Genomic DNA, 21439 nt, shown 5'->3' on the forward strand with positions numbered 1-21439 from the left:
AAAAAAAAAGGTGCTTTCGGGCACCTTTTTTCATTCAATCTAAATGACATATGAAATGAGAAGAATAATTTTTGCATTTGCTGTTTTGGGTTTCCTATCCTGTGATTCGAAAAACCCTTCCACCACTTCTGATGATTCTGAAAACACAGATTATAAAATTATCGGCTATATCGCCGGATGGAAAGGAGTGGATACCACGAAAATCGATGCTAAGAAACTCACCCATATCAATTACGCCTTTGCAAATGTAATTGATGGTAAAGTCATCGAAGGAGAGGGAAGAGAACAGGCTGACAAAGAAAACCTGGCCAAATTGAATTCTCTCAAAAAGTCAAATCCCAAATTGAAAATTTTGATTTCTATCGGTGGGTGGACTTGGTCCAAAGGATTTTCAGATGCAGTATTGACTGAGGAATCCCGAAAGCAATTCACCGCTTCTGCAGTGGATTATCTGATCCGACATGACCTGGATGGATTGGATTTCGATTGGGAATATCCGGCGTATCCAGGAGATGAAAATATTTATCGTGCAGAAGACAAAGAGAATTTTATATCGATGCTCAAATCCGTTAGGATCGCTTTGGACAGCCTTGGGACCTTGGACAATACCCATTATTTGAGCACTATTGCTTCTGCAGGTTTTAAGGAATATCTGGATGTCAATGACCTCGGTGAAGCGCAAAAATACCTTGACTTTATCAATATCATGTCCTATGATTTTATCGTCCAATCTTGGAGGGATACCACAGGTCACCATGCCAATCTGCATACCAATGACCCAATCGGAAGGTCAGTTGAAAAAGCCGTCAACGACCATGTTGCCGCTGGTGTACCCATAGAAAAACTGGTGATGGGAATCCCTTTTTATGGGCGAAGCTGGTCCGATGTCAATCTTGCTAACAATGGTCTTTTCCAATTTGGAAAGGGATCAAAAGGATATCCTTATAGTGCCATTTTTGAAATGATGAAAGATTCCTCTTTTGTCCGTCACTGGGATGAAAACTCAAAGGCTTCTTACTTGTGGAATGAAAAGGAAAAAATATTTGTGACTTTTGAAGATCCTGAGTCTATTTTTCAGAAAGCCGAATTTATCAAAAAACACAAAATGGGAGGAGCCATGTTTTGGGAATACAACGAGGATACCGATGACCATATTTTATTGAATGCCTTGTTTGAAAGCTTGAAGTAGTCTTAAAATTTGCCATAGAATGGATAAATAAACAAAATTCATCATATTGTCGTCCTATTCTAAGGTTTGGAAAGGAAGGAAATGGCAAAGAAAAAGACATCCATTAAAGATATTGCTAAGTCCTTGGGAATATCAATTACGACGGTTTCATTCATCCTCAATGGGAAAGCGAAGGAGAAAAGAATCAGCGAAGAATTGACTTTAAAAGTGGAGGAGTATATCAAAGAAGTTGGATATAAACCAAGCCATTTGGCACAGAGTCTCCGATTAGGGAAATCTAAAGTGATCGTCTTTATGGTGGAGGATATCTCTAACCAGTTTTTTGCCTCTATAGCGAGGAAGATTGAAGAAAAAGCATATAAAAGCGGCTATAAGATCATTTATTGCAGTACTGATAATGATCCCGAAAAGGCCAAAGCACTGATCGATACCTTTAAAGTGAGAAGTGTAGATGGGTTTATCATCACGCCTACCCCGGCCCTAGAAAGCACAGTTTTAGAACTGTTGGAGGAAGAATTTGCAGTTTTGCTCTTTGACCGATGGATCCCGTCTATAGATTGCAGCTACGTTGTGGTGGAAAATGAAAAAAGTGCTTTCGAAGCTACGTCGCATTTGATCCAAAATGGGTGTAAAAATATTGGATTTATCACCGTAGAATCTGATCAGATCCAGATGATTGACAGACTTCAGGGATATGGCCATGCTATGGAGAGCCATGGATTGAAGAAAAACGTGTTTATGCTGCCCTTTCACAACCTTTCGGAATTTGGTGCAAGCTCCAAAATTCAACAATACATTCAAAAGAACAGTGATCTTGATGGTTTGTTTTTCGCAACCAATTACCTTGCCTTTGAGGGATTACAGGCACTCAATTCCTTGAAGAAACGTATCCCGGAGGACGTGCTGCTGGTTTCGTTTGACGACCATTATTTCTTTACCCTTTTTCAGCCAAATATTTCTGCTATTGAACAGCCGATAGAATCTATTGCGGAAAAATTGATGGAGGGGATGTTGATGCTGCTTGAGGATGATGAAAGCAGCAAGCCTGATTATAAGGTAACTCTTCCCAATATCCTTCATATTCGAGAATCCTCTGATTACAAAATATAAGGCTTTTTTTATCATGGATGGAAATATGAAAGTGTTTTCCTATTTTTGATAAATCCTTTTAGCAAGTTCCTGATGCTTTTTCTGATTATTTAAAAGATTTCTTGGGATCCTGCTTTGAAAAAATTTTGAAAAACAAACTATGTCTAATAGATCGATATTATCTGCCGATATAGGTGGTTCCCATATTTCAGCGGCTGCTTTTGTAGAAAAGCCTGATGGGTTTGCCTTGAATTCAATCTCCAAGAAAAATATTGATTCGCAACAATCCAGGGATTCAATTCTCCAACAATGGGTTTCAGTTTTTAAGGATTTGATTTCTGATTTCCGCCATTGTTGCGTCATTCTTGCCATGCCTGCGCCTTTCGACTATGTCAATGGAATCTGTCAGATAATTGACCAAGGAAAATTCATCCATCTTTTTGGGGTTAATATCAAGGAGGAATTGAGCGAAAGGTTGGGTATCATGACTACCCAAATCCACTTTGTCAATGATGCAAAGGCTTTTTTGATGGGAGAATCAAAATTTGGGAAAGTTTCCGGTTTTGAAAATATTTTGGGACTGACTTTGGGAACGGGCCTAGGCTCCTCCCGAAAATTCCATAATCAGGTTTTTGACGCTGAATTATGGTCTTCCAAATTCAAAGACAGCATTGCAGAGGATTACCTTGGTACAGGGTGGTTTATCGGTTGGTGCAGGGAAAATCTTTCATTGGAAGTAAAAGGTGTAAAGGAGATCATAGATAATCCTGAATGGCTTCGGCTGACTATGCCGGCATTCAGTACATTTTCAAAAAATATGGCCGAATTTATTCTGATGAGATTTGAAGAAATGCCAGTTGATGCCATTGTATTGGGGGGAAGTATCTCCCAGGCATACGCGCTTTTTCTGGAAGAAACAATTTCTATTCTGAATCAAAAGCAAATCAACACACCGATTTTTGTCAGTGATTTTGGAGATAAGAGTGCACTTTTTGGCGCAGCGTCCCATTTTTTTGATCAAAAAGTGCTATTAGGTTTGGACTGAGAATCGTAACTTGATCCTTTATTTTATTTATTAGAAACCAATGAAGCGATTTTCATCGATTACTCTCTTTCTGTCTATTCTTTTCATTTCGTTTTCAGGATTTGGTCAGGAAGAACCCCAGTTAATCATCATCGGAGGAGGGGCAAGTGGCACATCTGCAGGAATCCAAGCCGCAAGGATGGGTGTCAAAACGGTCATTTTGGAAGAAACTCCTTGGCTTGGTGGAATGATTACTGCCGCCGGTGTCTCTGCCATTGATGGTAACCACAATTTACCGTCGGGGATTTGGGGAGAATTCAGAGAAAAGCTATATGCACATTATGGTGGTCCGGAGGCAGTCGGTACGGGTTGGGTCAGCAACACCCTTTTTGAACCATCGGTAGGCAACAGGATTTTTCAGGAATGGGTCAAAGAAGAGCAGAATCTCCGTATTCTATTTGAGGTCAGCTGGCAAAAGGCTGTTTTTGAAGACGGTTTTTGGACAGTACAGTACCTCGAAAAGGGAAAAGCAAAAACCATAAAATCAAAAATGCTCATCGATGCCACTGAGCTTGGTGATGTGATGGCTTCTCTGGGCTACAAATACTATGTGGGAATGGATAGTCAGGAGCGTTTTGGGGAAACATTCGCACCCAAGTCGGCCAATAACATTGTACAGGATTTGACTTATGTGGTTGTTTTGAAAGATTTTGGGAAAAACTCAGACAGAACCATTCCCAAACCGGAGGGATATGATCCTGCAATTTTTGCATGCGCCTGCAATCATGCAGATCCCATTTCATTTGACAGTCCCCAGAATGATTGTCAAAAGATGCTCAACTATGGAAAACTTCCCAATGGAAAATACATGATCAATTGGCCCAACTGCGGCAATGACTTGTATATGAACATCATTGAAATGTCAAAGGAAGATCGAAACAAGGCGCTTGAAGAAGCCAAATTGCATTCCTTGAGGTTTATCTATTATATCCAAAACGAACTTGGTTACAAAAACCTTGGACTTGCAGAGGACGAATTTCCAACAAAAGACAAACTTCCATTTGTGCCGTACCATAGAGAGTCTAGGCGTATTGACGCAGAAACCATGTTTTCTTTGCAGTATGTTTTGGATCCGTACGGGCAGGAGAATGCTCTTTACCGGACGGGAATCGCGGTTGGGGATTATACCATTGACCATCACCATAAGATGAATCTAAATGCACCCGAAATTGATTTTATTAAAATCAGAGTACCTGCCTACAATATTCCATTGGGAAGTTTGATTCCCAAAGGGTCCACCAATTTAATTGTGGCGGAGAAAAGCATAGGCGTTTCCAATATCGTCAATGGTGCAAGCCGACTTCAGCCGGTTGTATTGGGGATCGGACAAGCAGCAGGAGCATTGGCAGGGACGGCTATCCTGAGCCAACAAAATCTGCAAGAGGTTCAAGTGAGGATGGTTCAGGAAAATCTCTTGGCAAAAAATGCCTATCTGATGCCATTTCGTGATGTGCCGATAAGTCATCCCCACTTTTTGGCAGTGCAAAAAATTGGAGCGACAGGGATTTTGAAGGGGTTTGGTGTGCCCTATAAATGGGCAAATCAAACATGGTTTTATCCTGAAAGGGAAATATCTGAATTCGAATTGGTCGATGGTTTGAGGCCCTTGTATCCCCAATATGCCCAATATTGGGATGCTTCCGGTGAACCCTTGAACTTTGGTAAGCTTTTGGAGATTTTGAAAGTAGTCAGACCTGAACTGAATGAAACCGATCTAAAGATGATTTGGAAAAATTTAGAGCTTAGTGGGTCACCTGATTCCGAATCAAAGCTTGATAGGCTGATTGTGGCGGTCTTGTTGGATAATATCCTTGATCCATTTTCAATTCCGGTCGATTTGAATGGAAAGATTATCAAGCCTTAAATCAAGGTTGCCTAGCGTTCGGAAATCTGTTTTCCTCCAACTCTCTGCAGGATGTAGTTTCCTATTTTATCACCTTGCTTGACACCTTCTTCTATGGCATCGCGGAAATGTATTCCACCATAAAGCCTTGAAATCGCAGCTTCATCTGCCGCCTGCGAAAATGACTTAAACGGTCTTTCGGGCAATCCAAAATAGACTTCTGAGGTATCGATAAAATCAAAATCATTCCCAAAATAGTGGGTGAGGATGACCGCGCTCGTTTTAGAAATGACACTGTGACCACTGGTATATTCAGGAAATGGGGGAGTTTGCAACAATGGCCTCCAAGTAGGATTCAGGTATTTTTGGATGGCAGATTCAGGTCTGATTCTATCGGAATCGTATTTTTCTTCCCAGCAACTTATAAATGCATCATGCAATCCCATTGCCACCAAGGTGTGGATATATATGGTCTCCTGCCAAGGTAACTTGGCTTTTTCTGCGGCAATTCCTGTGATTCCAATCCAATGACCTCCGGGTGAAATCTTCTTTAACCCAATGGCCATATGTCCGGAAAAACTCACTTTGAATGGATTGCAATCCCAAAAATTGGCAATCAATTGTTGTTCTTCCGATAATGCAGAAGTAACCTGAACCACTTCATCCAATTGGTTTTTGAATGGACTTCCTTCGGTCAGGTCAAACTTTGCAGGTGGGGCAGGCTTATGGGGCTTCAGGTCTTGCAAGAAAAATGTCTTGATTGTACGCCATTCGGGTTCCACTGCGCCCATATAGGCCGGAGGAGTGGGATACCAATGTCCTTCGTTTTTCTTGGGAGTATATCTTGTCAGTGCACTCAGTTGCCTGTAACCATCATTTTTGGCTATTTCCAAAACCTGTGCCGACACTTTTTCCGCAAAGGTAATGTTGGCTTCTACTTCTTTTTTAGAAATCCATTTTGATTTGGAAAATTGGTTGATTAGGGCTTTTTGCTTGGCTTCAAGTAGTTTTCCGGAGGGCATGATTTTCTTTCCCACATCCAGCATGGCATAAATTGACACAAATTCCGGTGAGAGGTTTTTTTCTGTTTCCCCGATGAATCCGATTTTTTCATGATTGGTTTTGGTCAACAGATTTTCGTTTTCCTTCAATCCCAAAGCTTGGTCCCATGTAAGATGAGCGGCTAAGGTTGAATAAGCATAGAATCTAGCGGCACCGGGTGGGGAGGCCACATCCGTAACCATCACTTCTGTAATGTAAAATAGATTTTCGATGAATACTTTTGTGGGAGGAGTTCCATTTTTTTGGGAGAAAGCAGTAATCGGATTGCCAAGGCAAACAAATACAAGAAAGGCCAAGTGAATTAACCCCCATCGTTTATTGAAGCAATTCATGTCAATCATTTTTTTGGTAGTTGATCAGCCCTTTGTTATTGATTCCGAAATATAGAAGATTTGGCTGGGAAGGCAGCTGAAGAATCGACTTCACATCGCCCAGAATGGAAAATCCTGATTCCCGCTGAGGGATGAATTGGAAATTCCCTTTTCCATCTCCGCGATAAAGTTGTCCAAGATTGGCATCCATCATTCCAAGCCTTAACCTCGTATAGGTTTGATTTCCCGCAAGGACCAAATCCATATTACCGTCGTTGTTATAATCGAAAACATGGATGGCATGAATCGGAGCGAATTGAGCTTCAATCGGCAATACGTGGGGAATGAATTTCCCCGCATTGTTTTCGAAATACATACTCCGCAACTCATTGGCCTCCAATTTTGAGGCATTTTTCAATTGCTCTTTGGTCAGAATCTGCTCTATTGTGGCCTCGGCATAACTTGCATAATCAGTAAATTTACTCCGGAAACCATATACCTGATCCAGCAATTCGTCCCTGCTTGGAAATGGAAAGGGTTTCCCCTGAACATAACTGACCAGAATCGGGTCTGTGGAGGTATTGTCATCAAAATCGCCAAAATAGAGTTTCAGTGGTTCGGCTGTATTTGTTTTAAATTGTGAATTCAGTCCGAAGTTGCCCGCCACTACATCCATGTCACCATCCTTGTCAAAATCCCCGATGGCAATACTCGACCACCAACCTTTTGTATCTTCCCCAACCCATTCTTTGGTAACATCCTTAAAGCTTATTCCCCCTTCATTCAGGAAAACGGTGATGGGCATGTATTCTCCTGCGATAACCAAGTCTTGGAAACCATCTTTATTCAAATCTAAATTCACAGCATCGGTAACCATTCCGATTTTCCCACCTGCCGGCAAATACTGATTTGAAAGATCAGCAAAATTACCTTTGCCATCATTGATCAAAATATAGCTTTGGGGAGTTTGGGGATATTTCCCGGGGATGATTCTGCCTCCTACAAATAGGTCTGGATTGCCGTCGTTGTTGAAATCAGCAACAGATACGGAGGAAGTACTGACCAATATTTTTGGTAGGGAGTTAGGGCTAAGATTCAAATTTCCGTTACCATCATTGAGGTACAGTCTATCTTGTAGGGATTCTTCATTGGAAAGGTAATCGTGATAGCCGCCGCTGCAGATATATAAATCCATGTGTCCATCTCCATTGGCATCAAAAAACTCTGCATCTGCATCTGTGAATTCACTTTCGGATTTGAAAGAATTGATGACCTGCCATTTTCCTTTTGAAAATTCAAATAATTTTCCTGCAGATCCTTTGGTTCCTCCCACAAAAATTTTCTCCTGTCCATCGCCATTGATATCTGCAGCTGCCATTATCGGACCGACATAAGATGGCATTTCGAGTAAAAGTGGTTGCCTTTTAAAATCATTGAAACCATATTCCTGGTGAATGAAAGGGATTTTGTTTTCCGTTGGTTGGAAAAGAGGTGTAAGGTAAAATCCCTTGATTTCACTTTTGGCCAAGTCACTTTCTGAAATCTCAGAAATTTTATTGATTTCAGGGGTTTTCAAAATGGACACATTTCCTTTTGGCCAAATGACAACCACAGAATCTACGTTGGATTTTTCTCCCAATCCAAAATGTAGCCTGTTTGAAACTGAGGATTGGAATCCACGGGTTGGCATTTGCTCAAGATATTGGGCTTGGCCTCCGGTGTAAAGAGCTACTTTGGCACCGATACCAAATGTGTTGGGACTGTTACCTTTCAAATGGATCTGGATCCAATTTTGGGTATTTCCGCTGTATTCTTTGTATTTGTTTTGGTAGATAAAAGCAGGATGGTTTTGATTGTTTACCACGAGGTCAAGCTGCCCGTCATTGTTGAGATCCGCATAGACTGCGCCGCTTGAGAAGTTGGGGGCGTAGATTCCCCAATCTTTTGACCTGTCCTTAAAAATCAGATTCCCGCCATTTTCAAAAATGTAATTGGAAACAGGGGTGGAGGTCATGCTGGTGACCAAATGAAGCGTGTCGGCTTTTTCTCCTGCTACGGCGGATTTGAAATAATAATCTCCTTTGTACTTCAGGAAATCCCTGTTGGTATAATCCCTGTAATATCCGTTGCTGATAAAAAGGTCTTTAAAACCGGAATTGGTGGCATCAAAAAATAAAGCTGACCAGCTCCAATCAGTATTTGATATGCCTGCCAATTGGCCTATTTCGCTGAATAAACCGTTTCCCTGATTAAGATGAAGCATATTCCGCATGTTTTGATGGTAAAACCCACGGTTGACCATCAGAGCATATTGTTCATAATTTTCCGGACCATACAGCAATTTTTGTCTTTTATTGTCTTCGGGAAGCATGTCCAAAGTGAATATGTCCATCAATCCGTCATTGTTGACATCGGAGATATCCGAACCCATAGAAAAATGGGAAATATGCTGCATCATATCGGTCATCCGGTCCGAAAAAGTACCGTCTCCATTGTTGATATACACATAGTCCGGCTCGATATAATCGTTGCTGACATAGAGGTCAATCCATCCGTCTCCATTGATATCTGAAGCTGCTACTCCAAGCCCAAATCCCAAAGCGGTTCCTTTTATCCCTGCTTCCTCGCTGATATCGGTAAATTTTCCCTCATCATTTCTAAATAATTTATCTCCTGCAAAAGGATGCCTTATGGCTCTTGCCTGGTCAAACTCAATTTCATTGATGACTTCGATGTGGTGATTGAGGAGAAACATATCCAAATCACCATCTTTATCAAAGTCAAAAAATAATGCTTGGGTGCTGTTGGAAGGGTCATCCAAGCCATAGGAGGCGGCTTCTTCTTTGAAAGTCAGATTTTTTTGGTTAATATAAAGTTCATTTCTGCGGCTGTTGAGATCTCCGTTTCCCGAATAACAGACATAAATATCGAGCCATCCGTCGGCATTGATATCGACCATGGTAACCCCTGTTGTCCAGGATTTTTTTCCTTTGACTCCTGCGGTTTTTGAAATGTCTTTGAATCTGAAATCACCTTGATTGAGATACAGGACATTGTCTGTCATGTTTCCGGTAAAAAAAACATCCTCCAGTCCATCATTGTTGATGTCTCCTACGCTGACACCTCCTCCGTTGTAAAAATATTCATAGGTTAAAATGTTGTTCTTTTTATCCTCTCTTAGCGTATTGGAAAAATTAATACCAGTTCTTTTGGGAGAAAGAAGTTCAAATGCTCCGGTTTTGTTTTTTTCAGTACCTGAAAGGAAAAAAAGCCCTGCTATGGAGATCACGCCCAAAAAAAGCCATACGGATTTTGAAAACTTCTGATTCATAATACTTTTCAAGAATATTTTACCTCTACCTGACTTCGAACAGAACCTTGAATATCCGCAAAATTAAACCAGTACATCGTCAAAGATTTTTTCATTGACCACAGCTACACCTCCCAATAGTCCTACTTCTTTCCCTAGCTTATACAATGCCAGTTCGGTATTCTCCCGGGCCTTAGCCATGCTGTAAATGTTCAAAGCTTGTTGGATCGGGGTTATTAAATATTGTTTTGCTTCGGCTACCGAACCACCAATAATGATCATTTCAGGATTGAGCAGTTGGATAAGGATAGATATGCCTCTTCCCAAATCAAGACCCACTTCCGAAAGAATAGTGATGGCCCTTTGGTCTCCGGCCAATGCCGCATCCACTACCAAGAAAGGTTCGATTTCATTGTTGTTTTCCCTTACCATGCGTGACAAGATGGAATCGCTGTCTGTAGCAATCGCTTCTCTTGCCATCCTGACTATTGCCGTTCCTGAAGCCACTGATTCCAAGCATCCCTTTTTCCCGCAGGTGCAGGTGATGTCACTTGACTCGAAAATGGGGGAGTGGCTAAATTCCCCTGCAAAGCCGGAGGCACCTTGGTAGATTTTCCCGTCGATGATTATTCCCAATCCTATTCCCCAACCTATAAAAATTCCCAGGACGTTTTTGTAATTGTCTTTTTGACCAAATTTAAATTCGGCCAAGGTCATGGCCCGGGCATCATTTTCCAAAAATACCCTTCTCTCAAGTCTTGCTTCAAAATTTTCCACAAGACTTTTCTTTCCGAATTTCAGATAGGTATGGTTGATGCCATGGATGGAATCAATCAATCCCGGCATGGAAATCCCTATGGCTATGATTTTTTCGTCCGGTATTCCTGAATTGTTCTTATGGTTCAAAATAAAATTACAAATCTGCTCAAAGGTATCTTTTTCATTGTTCAAAGTGATTTTTATGGTTTCGGATTCCGTGATAGATTCATTTGAACTGTTATAGATGGCAGCTCGGACACGGAATTTATTGATGTCCACAGAAAGTACATAGAAGGCATCTCCTGCCAATTGATACAAGTCCGGTTTTCTTCCACCCTGAGATTCTGCCCTTCCGTTTTTTATCACTTCTCCTGAAGCCATCAAGTCTCCTAACAGGGAATTGACTGTCGGCAGGGAAATTCCCACCTCAATACAGATTTCTCCAGCAGTATTGCTTCCTTTGGTATAAAGGTTTTTGATCAATTTCAATTTGTTGGTATAACTTTTTGTTTCTACCACACCCAGAATTTTTTCCAGGTTTTTTTTCGGGTTTATTAGGTTCATTCTGCGGCTTTAAGAAAGCCAATTAAATGATAATTTTAAGCATATCAAAAGGGCTTACTAAAAAAAATCAATTATCAATGGTCATTTGTTGCAATTTTCCTCGAAGATTACCCTAAATCTCTAAGGTGTTAGGAAATTTTTTCATTTTTTGGCTGATTTTCAACTTACCCAAATTCCAATTGCTTTTTATGGTATCAGTGGGAATTTTCCATTCAGCATTTTTATTTCGAACGGGGAAGCAATTCCTTGGTAGGATTAAAAAAGAAAAAAGAGGCCCTTTTGGGACCTCTCTTTTTCAATTTTAATTTCCACCCCTACCGCCGCCTCGAGAAGATGAAGCAGGCCTGCTTTCCGAACTTGGCTTTGCTTCCTGGCTTCTAGTTGGTTTGGCTTCTTGTCTGGAATTTACAGCTGGTGAACTTTGTTGACTTGGTGCCGGCTGTCTTTTGATTACCTCCTGACTTCTCTGGTTTACCTGTTCCCTTGTAGATTCAGCTTGTCTTCTAGAATTTTCAATGGTTCTTGATACATCCGGTTTTTGGGCTGGTGAAGCTTGACCGGATCTTGAATTCCCATTTACGACGGAAGGAGAACTGTTCCTTGACCTTGATTCAGGGTTTGGGGACTGTTCTGGTCTAGCTTGACTCCTAGGTTGGGTTTGTTCAAAAGAGCCATTTCTATTGCTGTTTTGGATATTCCTTGAAGGCGTGTTAGATTCATTCAATCCAACATTTGTATTTCCAGAGCTGTTTCTATTGATTTCTCTGTCAGGGACAGTCTGTCTATTTGATTCACGGGAAGGCTGGTTTTCGACGCTTCTTGTAGAAGATTGCCTTGACCGGGTTTCCATGATTGACTTATTTTTGAACTCTTCAGCTGTAAATGCTCTGGAAGGTCTTGGGTTTTCATTTCTTGCGTTTACCTCCCTTACCTCAGGTCTATAGACACTTATCCTATCCTTTTGAACGACAGTTCTGCCCGGTTTTTCAGAATCACTGACTTGGTACACCGGAACCACCGTTCTTGTAGACCTTTCTATATCTCTTCTAGATGGTCCTGAATAGTAAGTGTTGTTGTTGTAGACATAGGTGTTATTTATGACGGTTGTTCTTTGATAGATATGGGACACATGATAAGCAGGTGCACAATACCTGAAGAAGTTCCTTGACCTAAATCTTCTCTGCGGTATGAAAACCCAATAATTGGAAGGGATATTGAACCCAACGCTGACATGAAGTCCAGGACCTAATGGTGCCCAACCGTAATATCCTCCACCTGTTCTCCAATTTACCCAAGCTGGTCCCCATTCATATCCCGGAACCCAAGCCCAACCGTAGTAATCATTCCAAAACCAGCGTCCGTAATGGAAAGCCGCCCATCCCCATTGGTAATTTGATACCCAAGTGTTACCAAAATTTGTCATTTCCCAATACCCATCTGTTCCATAAGGGTGAAATCCCTGATCCACATAAGGTATCCACACATAGCCATAAGTTGGATCCATGACCCAATCACCATAAGGACTCAATTCATTGTAAAACACCTGAAAGGAAATTCCATGATATGGATTCGCCTTGGATTCTTGACTGAATACCATTCCTAAGCCAAAGAGGATCAGGAAACTTACCTGATAAATTGTTGACCTTTTCATAATAATTTGGTTTATTTTCTTGATGGGTTTTACGGCAGTTTAAAGAATTAAGTTTTATGATATTGACTTATATAGAATAATATATTTTGAAAAATCGTTTTAGCAAATTATTATTTTTTTTACCTGTTTTAAATTACCTGAAAAAGTGAAAAATAAATTAAAAATGGTACCAATAAATAAGCCCGAAAGTCAATTTCGGGCTTGAGGAATTATCCGTCTTTTCTGAGGAGGTCTATTTTTTTTGCTATTTCTTCCGCTTCTGCCGCCATCTTGTCAGCGAGTGTTCTATTGCTATGGGATATTTTATGGGCTTTCTCTAGCAATTCCTTGTAACTGTCCTGGAGTTTTTCCAATTCGGTTTTTTTCTTGAATAGTCCAAACATGGTTTTTATTTTGAGAACTCCCAGAACTTCAAAAGTGTTTATCCAATTTAAAAATTGAACCTTGAGTCAACAGTTTCCTGATTTTCTTCCACAATCTCATCTTCTTTATAATTGATGATTTGTTCTAGTCGTCCGCTGATATTGTAATACTTCCATGGTCCCTCTTTTTTGCCGTCTTTCATTTGACCTTCAGAAGCTTTTTTGCCCGTTTCATGGAAATAAATCCACAAACCCTCTGGTTTGCCACTTGAATAATTGCCCTCTGATTCTTTGGTACCATCAATGTAATAGGTAATCCTTATTCCGTTGCCATCTTTTAATGATCCCTTATCCAGGGTTTTGGTACCGTCATAAGAATAATAATCACCAATATTGATCAGCCTTCCATTGGTCCAAAATTCCTCTTGGGTAAGTTGCTTGTTGTCATAAAACAAGCCCCAAGTCCCGTCTTCAAATCCAAGAAAGTAGCTTCCTACGGATTTCAATTGGCCTCCGTCATAATAATAAAACCACTGTCCGTTTTCTGACCCAAGGGTATATTCACCCTCAGCGATCAGAATTCCGATCTTGTTGAAATATTTCCAAAGTCCTGTTTTCAAATCATTTTTATACTCACCGATAGAATATATTTTACCCTCCGGAAAATAACTTTTCCAAAGTCCGTCTTTTCCTCCGTTTACATATTGACCCTGCACAGAGACATTGCCGTTGGCGTGGTTTTCGATGTAGGGACCGGTAGGCAAGCCTAATTCGTAGGTTTTTCTTTTGGATAATGCCCTGTTTGGAAAAAATTCCTCCCAGGTTCCTACCGGAATGTCATTTTCATACTTTTCTATTCGGGCTACTCTTTTATTCTCGTAATAAAATTTCCATTCTCCTGTTTTATTCCCCAAAGCATCGTAGAACTTTTCAGATTCGATAGTTCTGGTCCCGGGAAAATAAGTAAGCCATTTTCCGATTCTTCTTCCATTTTCAAATTCGCCTGTTTCTTCGACCACTCCCCCAAATGCAAATCTGGTAAATTGCCCATGTGGCATGTCATTTTTATAATTGACCTGAAGCATGATATCACCTTCCGGTGCGTATTCAATATGAGGACCCTCAACTTTTCCGTTTACGTAGGTCTGAATGACAGCTAGGTCCCCCGAATTGTAAAAGGTTACCCATTTTCCATGTCTATTTCCATTGACAAACTGTCCTTCTACTTTAACCTGTCTTGGATTGACAAAATCAGGTTGGCCTTCTCTGCCATAAAACTCCCGGTAAGGACCCACTCTGACACTGTCATTGAATACCATTTCTGTTTTCAATGAACCTGTCCTGTCATATTCTTTGAAAAAACCATTAAGTCTGTTTGCCCTGTATTCTGCTTCTATGTGCTTGGCAGCATTTGGATGATAGCTGACAGTGACTCCTTCTCTCAATCCCCGGCTAAAAGTGATGGTCTGTACAAGTGCGGTTGTTTTGGGATTTTGAAATCTCCAAAGTCCTTCCATTCTTCCATCTCTCAAAACACCAGTCCCAATAATCGAAGAGTCTGAGTTGTAAAGTGAAACCAGATTTTGATTGTCTTGGGCTATTGAACTGAGAGAAATAATGAAGAATAAAACTCCAAAAATATATTTCATATAAGTTGGCTTCTTGTTTTTGTTGAATACGGTAACCCTACAAAGGAGGTTCTAAATTAGCGCTAATTATGAAATAAGGAAAGTTTTAAGAATGATTATCTAAGACAAACCTAATTTCTTTTTTTATCAAAGAATATGTTTTGGAATACTCAGGGTCTGGATCAATCTGTTTAAAAAATTGGGAGAAACCATCTTTTTTTGGTTTTAAACCAACTTTCTGCACTTCTTTGGAAATAATTTGGCCATAAGCCCAAGGGGAAGAATGGTCACAATTCTTGTAGGAAGGCGTTAATTCTGATAGTAATCCAATGTGTTTTTCTAAGGTCAGTCCACCAAAATAAACAAAAATAAAAAGGCCATTTCCCCACCAGTTCAAAACCCGGATATTAAATCCTGTTTGTTCGTCAAAATCCCTGACCAAATCCAACACCTGATAAGGGGCATTTTCTAGATTATATCCCTTGGATATTTTTGTTCCTTTGGCATTTTGGTGAATTTTACGAAGTTCCTTCTGAGGAAAATCATTTGCCAGGCTACTGAAAAGATCTTCTACCAAATCTGACTGTTCCATGATTTTTTGGAACAGGGTTTTGTTTTTTAGCAATTCCAGATCTAGTTTCAATTCGGACATTTTTTCACCAATTCAGCAATGCTGAGGCCCAAGTAAAACCACTTCCGAAAGCTGCCAAACAAACCAGATCACCTTCTTTGAGCCTTCCTTGCTCAAAAGCCTCACTCAAGGCAATAGGAATCGTACCGGCAGTCGTATTGCCATAATACATGATATTATTGAATACTTTTTCGTCTGGCAAGCCCAATTTTTGTTGGATATAATTGCTGATTCTTAGGTTGGCCTGATGGGGAACAAGGAGGTCAATATCATGTTTGGTTTTGCCGTTGGCATCCAAAGCTTCCTGGATAACTTCTGCAAACCTCACCACAGCATGTTTAAAAACGGCATTTCCGTTCATCTTGAGGAAAAAGTCACCCCTGTCTATCATTTCAGTGGATATCCTGACTTCTTGGCAACTGCTAGGTGAGGAGCAATACAACTCTTCGGCATGGTCACCGTCAGCATGGAGATGCGTAGAAAGTATTCCTGATTTTTCAGAATTGGACCTGCTTACCACTGCTGCGCCTGCCCCATCGGCAAAAATTACCGCACTTGACCTGCCTTCATCACTTTTGTCCAAAGCCGAAGACTGGATTTCTCCACCTACCACAAGGATGTTTTTGTACATCCCGGTTTTGATAAATTGATCTGCAATAGAAAGCGCATATATGAATCCCGAGCAGGCATTCCGGATATCCAATGCTCCGATTCCCTGCATGCCAAGTTCTCTCTGTAACAATACCCCTTCCCCCGGAAGGAAATAATCAGGGGTTATTGTGGCAAAAATGATGAAGTCAATGTCTTTATTGGATAATCCCGCTCTTTCTAAGGCAATTTTTGACGCATTGACAGACATGCTGGCCAATGTATCCTTGCCCGGAGTAAACCACCTTCTCTCATGGATGCCGGTGCGCTCCACAATCCAAGCGTCATTGGTATCCATAATGGTGGATAGATATTCATTGGTGATGATTCTATCAGGGACATAATGTCCTACTCCTGTGATTTTGGATTTGTACATGGCCGTAAAAGTATTTTGGGTCTGGTTGTTTTGCGCGTAATTGGTTGAGGCAAATATCCCATTTCCTTTTTTGAATACCAAAAAACAAAATTGAAACAGCCTTACAAGTCGCTATTCGTACATGAATGGAAAAAATAAGGGACTATTTCAGCCTTCCCTGACTTTTGAGTTTCCAATACCGATAAAGGCCCGCTACTGACATCCAGCTGGGATTGGCATATTCATAGGTTTGGATCTGTTCTTTTGAACATCCTTCTCTCAAAAATTGCGATTTGGAATATTCCATAAAAAGCGGAACCACTTCAGATTGGTCCACATTTTTCTCAAAATAGGGTTTGATCCATTCTGCCCAATCGTCTAGCATGTAGGAAAGACTGTCCAAATGATAGTCTACCGCGTCAATAATCCCAAAATGGGTGAGGTATAATTCCTTTGGCTTTTCGCTTTTGATGATGGCAAGGGACTTTTTCCATTCTTCCAAATTGATATCGGGTGGAGGGCAGGGAGGCATCACCGGGCCTCCGGCAATCTTGACGCCTGCTGCATCGCCTGTAAATATGATATCGCCCATTTTCCATGCGATGTGGTGGACAGCATGTCCGGGAGTATGCAGGGATTTGATTTTTGTATTGCCGAATTCGAGTTCTTGCTTGTCTTCCACACTGACCAATTGGTTGGCAGGAATGGGTTTCATCTTTCCCCAAAGCCTGTCCATGTCATCTCCGTAAATTTGGGAGGCGGAGTTCCAAAGTTTTTCAGGAGAAGCCAGATGGGGAACACCAAAGGGATGCACATAAATTTTGGCTCCGGCTTCAGCAAGTTTCCAAGCTGCCCCGGCATGGTCAAAATGAATGTGTGTCAGCAATACATGTTTGATTTCATCTATAGAATGTCCGCATTTTGATACTCCGCGGCTGAGTTGGTCAAAAGTGCTTGCCGGACCTGTTTCGATAAGTATCGGTCCATCGGATGTTTCTATCAAAAAGCTTGCGATAGCATCTTTTGATTTTTGAAAATGCAGGTCAATAATTTTAATTTTTTCCATCATCCGAATAAAGTGTAATTCCCAAATTGGTCCATAGGGGATGTTTTGCGGATTATTCCGGGACTATCGTTGGTGACCTGATTTACAAGAGGGGATACTGTGTAGCTCAACATATCATCGGCCGAGTAGGTTGTCAGCATTTTGAGCAGGTTTGATTCAGAACTGTATTTGTCAAGCCACTTTTTCTCATCTTCTTTTTTCAGAATGACGGGCATCCTGTCATGAACCTCGGCCACAAGCCTGTTTGGCTCGGTCGTCAATATCAAAAATGTATGGTTGATTTCCCCTTTCTCGTTTTCATATTCTTCCCAAATACCCGCAAAAGAGAAGGCTTCATTGTTGGCCATGGTGAAACGATAAGGGACTTTGGTTTTCTTCCCCAATTTTTTCCATTCATAAAAACCGTCTGCAGGCACCAGGCATCTTCTTTTTTCAAAAGAAGATTTGAAAGAAATTTTCTCATGTACCGTTTCTGCCTTGGCATTGATAAATTTTTGGGAAACAGGTTTGTTTTTGGCAAAATCCGGTGTGATGCCCCAATAAAAAAATGAAAATCCTTTTGGGCTTTCAGAAGTGATGACAGGGACGAGTTGGGTCGGTGCGATATTAAACCGCGGTTTGAAATCGACCAACATCTCTGCCTGAAATCTTTCTTCCAATTCAATTTTACTTTTGCTAAGGGAATATCTGCCGCACATGGTAATGGTTTTTCTGAAAATTACTGATCTGATGTGATAAATTCAAACGCCCTTTTTTCGGACCAATAAATATCGGCCTTCTTTCTCGGACTAAAACCAACATGGCCTCCATATTTTGGAAAATCCATCCAAACATGGTCTAATTTTCTCCCGATGGAAATCGGATAACACTTGTCACTTAGAAATGGATCATTCTGGGCATTAAGAATCAAGGATGGAACTTCAATAGATTCCAGGAATTGCAATGAAGAACTTTGCTCATAATAATCATGGGCATCCTTAAAGCCATGTAAAGGTCCTGTATAATGGTTATCAAAATCCTGTAGCGTTTTGATCTTCCTCAAAATTCCTGTTGGAATTTCATCAGGAAATTTCATTGCTTTCCTGACCACTTTTTCTTTTAAGGTTTTCAAAAATCTCTTGGCGTACATGATATTTTCTCCGGTAGAGATTTTGATACAGGCAGATTCAAGATGGAGCGGAACAGAAATAGCCACGGCTTTTTTGATTTTTGGAGTTCTGTCTCTTTTTTCTCCTAGGTATTTCAAAGTAAGGTTTCCGCCCAAGCTGAATCCGATCAGATAGACGGATTCATAATTTTGCGAAGCATGGTCCACCACAAAATCCAAGTCATAAGTGGCTCCTGAATGGTAGAAAATCGGTTTGTTATTGAGTTCCTCGCTGCATCCGCGAAAATTCCAATTCAGCACATCATATCCGTTTGAAAAAAAATGTCTTGCCATTCCTGTCATGTAAGGCCGCTGGCTGTTGCCCTCCAATCCATGGCTGATGATGACTAATTTTTGGGATGCGTTCCTCAGCCAATCCAGGTCCAAAAAGTCCCCATCGGGTGTAATAACCCTTTCTCTTTCAAAAGGTAAGGAGTGCGTGTCCCTGAATAAGCTTGGGATTATGGTCTGCAAATGACCGTTGAAAAGCCATTTTGGATACTCGTAATCTGTTTTTTTTACAACAGGCATTTTAAAACAAAATCATCAATTCTGAACTTATCAAACCTGAAAATACTACTATTATATTTGAATCTAGACATTTTAAGAACTATTTTTGGACTCCTTAAAATTTGACTAGGATATAATCAACTTATGGCCGAGATAATACGAATGCCCAAAATGAGCGATACCATGGAAGAAGGGGTGATCGCAGCGTGGTTGAAAAAAGTAGGAGATGCAGTAAAGCCGGGAGATATACTTGCCGAAGTGGAAACCGATAAGGCAACCATGGAACTTGAATCTTATGAAGAGGGTGTTTTGCTGTATATCGGTGTGGAGGAAAAAAACGCTGTGGCTGTCAATGGGGTAATTGCCATTATTGGAGAAAAAGGTGAAAACATTGATGCTTTGCTCAAGGACATCTCCGGTGGCGGAGCTCCTGCAGCAAAAGCTGAAGATAAAAAAGAAGAAAAAACCGAAGCTCCCAAGGAAGAAAAAGCTGCCCCTGCTCCTCAAAAAGCGGAAACTCCAAAGGAATCTATCGATGTCTCCGGGATCAATGCGACTGTATTGACCATGCCAAAGATGTCTGATACCATGACCGAGGGAACGATAGCTTCTTGGCTCAAAAAAGTAGGAGATACCATCAAATCCGGTGATATCATCGCCGAAGTAGAGACAGATAAAGCCACCATGGAACTCGAATCCTATGACGATGGCATCTTACTTTACATAGGCGTGGAAGCCGGTAATTCTGTGGAAGTGGATGGTGTGATCGCTATCGTCGGAGAAAAGGGTGCCGACTACCAGACATTGCTCAAAGCACACAAATCAAAATCAGGCAGTGCGGAAGCCCCCGCTGTTGAAGAGAAGAAAGAAGAAAAGCCTGCTGCTACTGAAGCAAAAGCTCCTGAAACCAAGCCATCAGAATCCAAGCCTGCTGAAGCTTCTGCTCCAACTTCATCATCTGAAAACGGACGGGTTATCGCTTCTCCATTGGCCAAGAAAATGGCATCTGATAAAGGAATTGACATCGCTTTGGTAAAAGGAAGCGGCGAAGGTGGAAGAATCATCAAAAGAGATGTGGAATCTTTCGATCCTGCATCTGTAAAACCTGCGGCAATGCCCACTGCAGCAGCATCAAGCACACCTGTTTCAGGACCTGTCTTGGGTCAGGAATCTTTCAGAGAAGAGAAGGTTTCACAAATGAGGAAAGTCATCGCTAAGAGATTGGCGGAAAGCAAGTTTGGTGCACCGCATTTTTACCTTACCATGGAAATCAACATGGACAAGGCAATTGCTGCAAGACAAAGCATGAATGAAATTTCTCCGGTGAAAATTTCCTTCAACGATTTTGTGATCAAGGCCTCAGCTATGGCTTTGAAGCAAAATCCAAAAGTAAATTCTTCTTGGTTGGGGGATAAAATCAGGTACAATGACCATATCCATATCGGTATGGCTGTTGCTGTGGAGGAAGGATTATTGGTTCCTGTGATCCGATTTGCGGATAGCAAGTCTTTGTCGCAAATCTCGACAGAAGCCAAGGCATTGGGAGGGAAAGCCAAAAACAAAGAATTGCAACCTAAGGATTGGGGAGGAAATACATTTACCATCTCCAACTTGGGGATGTTTGGTATCGATGAGTTCACAGCGATCATCAATCCGCCGGATGCCTGTATTCTTGCTGTTGGTGGGATCAAAGAAACCGTGATTGTCAAAAACGGTCAGATGCAGATCGGAAATATCATGAAAGTGACGCTTTCCTGTGACCATAGGGTAGTGGATGGAGCGGTTGGTTCTGCTTTCCTGCTTACCTTGAAAGGATTGCTCGAAGATCCCGTCAGGATGTTGATCTAACAGAAAAAATAAATACTGTCAAAAAGTCCTGTTTTCACGGGACTTTTTGCTTTTGTATGGTTATTGAAGAAATGAAATAAGCTTTGTGAAATAAGCTTCGCGATATATAGTTGAAATATGTTTCCCGAAATATTGTTGAAATAAGCTGCGCGATATAAGGTAGAAATATGCTTCGCGAAATAAACTTTGTGAAATAAGGTTGAAATACGCTTCGCGAAATACGATGGAGATACGCTTCGCGAAATAAGGTTGAAATAGGCTTTGCGATATACAATAGAAATATTCTTCGCGAAATAATATTGAAATAGGTTTAGCGAAATAGGCTAGTAACGTAGGTTTTTCAGTTCATTCCAGCTAATTTCTAGTTACACGAATTCAATAT

At 41.0% G+C, this 21439-nt stretch carries 16 protein-coding genes; 5 read left to right on the forward strand and 11 right to left on the reverse strand.

What is annotated here, in order from left to right; genetic code table 11:
* The first annotated feature begins 55 nt into the window (after positions 1-55).
* The 4 genes from MMU05_RS02460 to MMU05_RS02475 all read left to right on the forward strand — a co-directional run bounded on the left by MMU05_RS02460 (position 56) and on the right by MMU05_RS02475 (position 5226).
* Positions 56-1189 carry a glycoside hydrolase family 18 protein gene (locus MMU05_RS02460; RefSeq protein WP_241140082.1) on the forward strand — a complete coding sequence of 378 codons (1134 nt, stop codon included), beginning with the start codon at positions 56-58 and terminating at the stop codon, positions 1187-1189.
* Between the two features lie 81 nt (positions 1190-1270).
* Positions 1271-2299 (forward strand): LacI family DNA-binding transcriptional regulator, encoded by a 1029-nt coding sequence (locus MMU05_RS02465; RefSeq protein WP_241140083.1) that lies wholly within the window; start codon positions 1271-1273, stop codon positions 2297-2299.
* Positions 2300-2438: 139 nt separating this feature from the next.
* On the forward strand, positions 2439-3323 hold the full coding sequence (locus MMU05_RS02470) for an ROK family protein (protein WP_241140084.1): 885 nt from the start codon (positions 2439-2441) through the stop codon (positions 3321-3323).
* A 40-nt stretch (positions 3324-3363) separates the two neighbouring features.
* Positions 3364-5226: an FAD-dependent oxidoreductase gene (locus MMU05_RS02475; protein WP_241140085.1), complete on the forward strand. Its 1863-nt coding sequence runs from the start codon at positions 3364-3366 to the stop codon at positions 5224-5226.
* A gap of 11 nt (positions 5227-5237) precedes the next feature.
* Here MMU05_RS02475 and MMU05_RS02480 read toward each other — a convergent pair whose 3' ends face one another.
* The 11 genes from MMU05_RS02480 to MMU05_RS02530 form a co-directional block, all read right to left on the reverse strand.
* On the reverse strand, positions 5238-6599 hold the full coding sequence (locus tag MMU05_RS02480) for a vanadium-dependent haloperoxidase (RefSeq protein WP_241140086.1): 1362 nt from the start codon (positions 6597-6599) through the stop codon (positions 5238-5240).
* Position 6600: 1 nt separating this feature from the next.
* A complete protein-coding gene (locus tag MMU05_RS02485) occupies positions 6601-9909 on the reverse strand; it encodes a VCBS repeat-containing protein (RefSeq protein ID WP_241140087.1) in 3309 nt (1102 codons plus the stop codon).
* Positions 9910-9972: 63 nt separating this feature from the next.
* Positions 9973-11211, reverse strand: a complete 1239-nt coding sequence (locus MMU05_RS02490) for an ROK family protein (protein WP_241140088.1) — start codon at positions 11209-11211, stop codon at positions 9973-9975.
* Positions 11212-11512: 301 nt separating this feature from the next.
* On the reverse strand, positions 11513-12862 hold the full coding sequence (locus tag MMU05_RS02495; RefSeq protein WP_241140089.1) for a DUF6600 domain-containing protein: 1350 nt from the start codon (positions 12860-12862) through the stop codon (positions 11513-11515).
* A gap of 209 nt (positions 12863-13071) precedes the next feature.
* Positions 13072-13245: a Lacal_2735 family protein gene (locus MMU05_RS02500; protein ID WP_241140090.1), complete on the reverse strand. Its 174-nt coding sequence runs from the start codon at positions 13243-13245 to the stop codon at positions 13072-13074.
* Between the two features lie 47 nt (positions 13246-13292).
* A complete protein-coding gene (locus MMU05_RS02505) occupies positions 13293-14873 on the reverse strand; it encodes a toxin-antitoxin system YwqK family antitoxin (RefSeq protein WP_241140091.1) in 1581 nt (526 codons plus the stop codon).
* A gap of 85 nt (positions 14874-14958) precedes the next feature.
* Complete coding sequence (locus MMU05_RS02510) at positions 14959-15444, reverse strand: hypothetical protein (RefSeq protein WP_241140092.1); 486 nt, start codon at positions 15442-15444, stop codon at positions 14959-14961.
* Positions 15445-15508: 64 nt separating this feature from the next.
* A complete protein-coding gene (locus tag MMU05_RS02515; RefSeq protein ID WP_241140093.1) occupies positions 15509-16507 on the reverse strand; it encodes a 3-oxoacyl-ACP synthase III family protein in 999 nt (332 codons plus the stop codon).
* Between the two features lie 142 nt (positions 16508-16649).
* The gene (locus tag MMU05_RS02520) at positions 16650-17555 is read right to left on the reverse strand and encodes an MBL fold metallo-hydrolase (RefSeq protein WP_336246828.1); all 906 of its coding nucleotides are present in this window, start codon (positions 17553-17555) and stop codon (positions 16650-16652) included.
* Positions 17552-18250: an SOS response-associated peptidase gene (locus MMU05_RS02525; protein ID WP_241140094.1), complete on the reverse strand. Its 699-nt coding sequence runs from the start codon at positions 18248-18250 to the stop codon at positions 17552-17554. The genes MMU05_RS02520 and MMU05_RS02525 overlap by 4 nt, the downstream gene beginning before the upstream one ends.
* A gap of 20 nt (positions 18251-18270) precedes the next feature.
* Positions 18271-19230 carry a YheT family hydrolase gene (locus tag MMU05_RS02530; protein WP_241140095.1) on the reverse strand — a complete coding sequence of 320 codons (960 nt, stop codon included), beginning with the start codon at positions 19228-19230 and terminating at the stop codon, positions 18271-18273.
* 123 nt (positions 19231-19353) lie between these two features.
* On the opposite strand from MMU05_RS02530, the gene MMU05_RS02535 reads away from it, so the two are divergent.
* On the forward strand, positions 19354-21057 hold the full coding sequence (locus MMU05_RS02535; RefSeq protein ID WP_241140096.1) for a pyruvate dehydrogenase complex dihydrolipoamide acetyltransferase: 1704 nt from the start codon (positions 19354-19356) through the stop codon (positions 21055-21057).
* Positions 21058-21439: the final 382 nt, after the last annotated feature.

The sequence above is a fragment of the Cognataquiflexum rubidum genome, assembly GCF_022538115.1.
GTDB lineage: Bacteria > Bacteroidota > Bacteroidia > Cytophagales > Cyclobacteriaceae > Cognataquiflexum > Cognataquiflexum rubidum.

What these genes read in the sequence shown, in the direction of transcription:
- MMU05_RS02475 (WP_241140085.1), top strand. Translation starts at nt 3,364, where the DNA reads ATGAAGCGATTTTCATCGATTACTCTCTTTCTGTCTATTCTTTTCATT.
- MMU05_RS02465 (WP_241140083.1), top strand. Translation starts at nt 1,271, where the DNA reads ATGGCAAAGAAAAAGACATCCATTAAAGATATTGCTAAGTCCTTGGGA.
- MMU05_RS02505 (WP_241140091.1), bottom strand. Translation starts at nt 14,873, where the DNA reads ATGAAATATATTTTTGGAGTTTTATTCTTCATTATTTCTCTCAGTTCA.
- MMU05_RS02470 (WP_241140084.1), top strand. Translation starts at nt 2,439, where the DNA reads ATGTCTAATAGATCGATATTATCTGCCGATATAGGTGGTTCCCATATT.
- MMU05_RS02480 (WP_241140086.1), bottom strand. Translation starts at nt 6,599, where the DNA reads ATGAATTGCTTCAATAAACGATGGGGGTTAATTCACTTGGCCTTTCTT.
- MMU05_RS02490 (WP_241140088.1), bottom strand. Translation starts at nt 11,211, where the DNA reads ATGAACCTAATAAACCCGAAAAAAAACCTGGAAAAAATTCTGGGTGTG.
- MMU05_RS02535 (WP_241140096.1), top strand. Translation starts at nt 19,354, where the DNA reads ATGGCCGAGATAATACGAATGCCCAAAATGAGCGATACCATGGAAGAA.
- MMU05_RS02515 (WP_241140093.1), bottom strand. Translation starts at nt 16,507, where the DNA reads ATGTACAAATCCAAAATCACAGGAGTAGGACATTATGTCCCTGATAGA.
- MMU05_RS02495 (WP_241140089.1), bottom strand. Translation starts at nt 12,862, where the DNA reads ATGAAAAGGTCAACAATTTATCAGGTAAGTTTCCTGATCCTCTTTGGC.
- MMU05_RS02460 (WP_241140082.1), top strand. Translation starts at nt 56, where the DNA reads ATGAGAAGAATAATTTTTGCATTTGCTGTTTTGGGTTTCCTATCCTGT.
- MMU05_RS02485 (WP_241140087.1), bottom strand. Translation starts at nt 9,909, where the DNA reads ATGAATCAGAAGTTTTCAAAATCCGTATGGCTTTTTTTGGGCGTGATC.
- MMU05_RS02530 (WP_241140095.1), bottom strand. Translation starts at nt 19,230, where the DNA reads ATGCCTGTTGTAAAAAAAACAGATTACGAGTATCCAAAATGGCTTTTC.
- MMU05_RS02520 (WP_336246828.1), bottom strand. Translation starts at nt 17,555, where the DNA reads ATGATGGAAAAAATTAAAATTATTGACCTGCATTTTCAAAAATCAAAA.
- MMU05_RS02510 (WP_241140092.1), bottom strand. Translation starts at nt 15,444, where the DNA reads ATGGAACAGTCAGATTTGGTAGAAGATCTTTTCAGTAGCCTGGCAAAT.
- MMU05_RS02500 (WP_241140090.1), bottom strand. Translation starts at nt 13,245, where the DNA reads ATGTTTGGACTATTCAAGAAAAAAACCGAATTGGAAAAACTCCAGGAC.
- MMU05_RS02525 (WP_241140094.1), bottom strand. Translation starts at nt 18,250, where the DNA reads ATGTGCGGCAGATATTCCCTTAGCAAAAGTAAAATTGAATTGGAAGAA.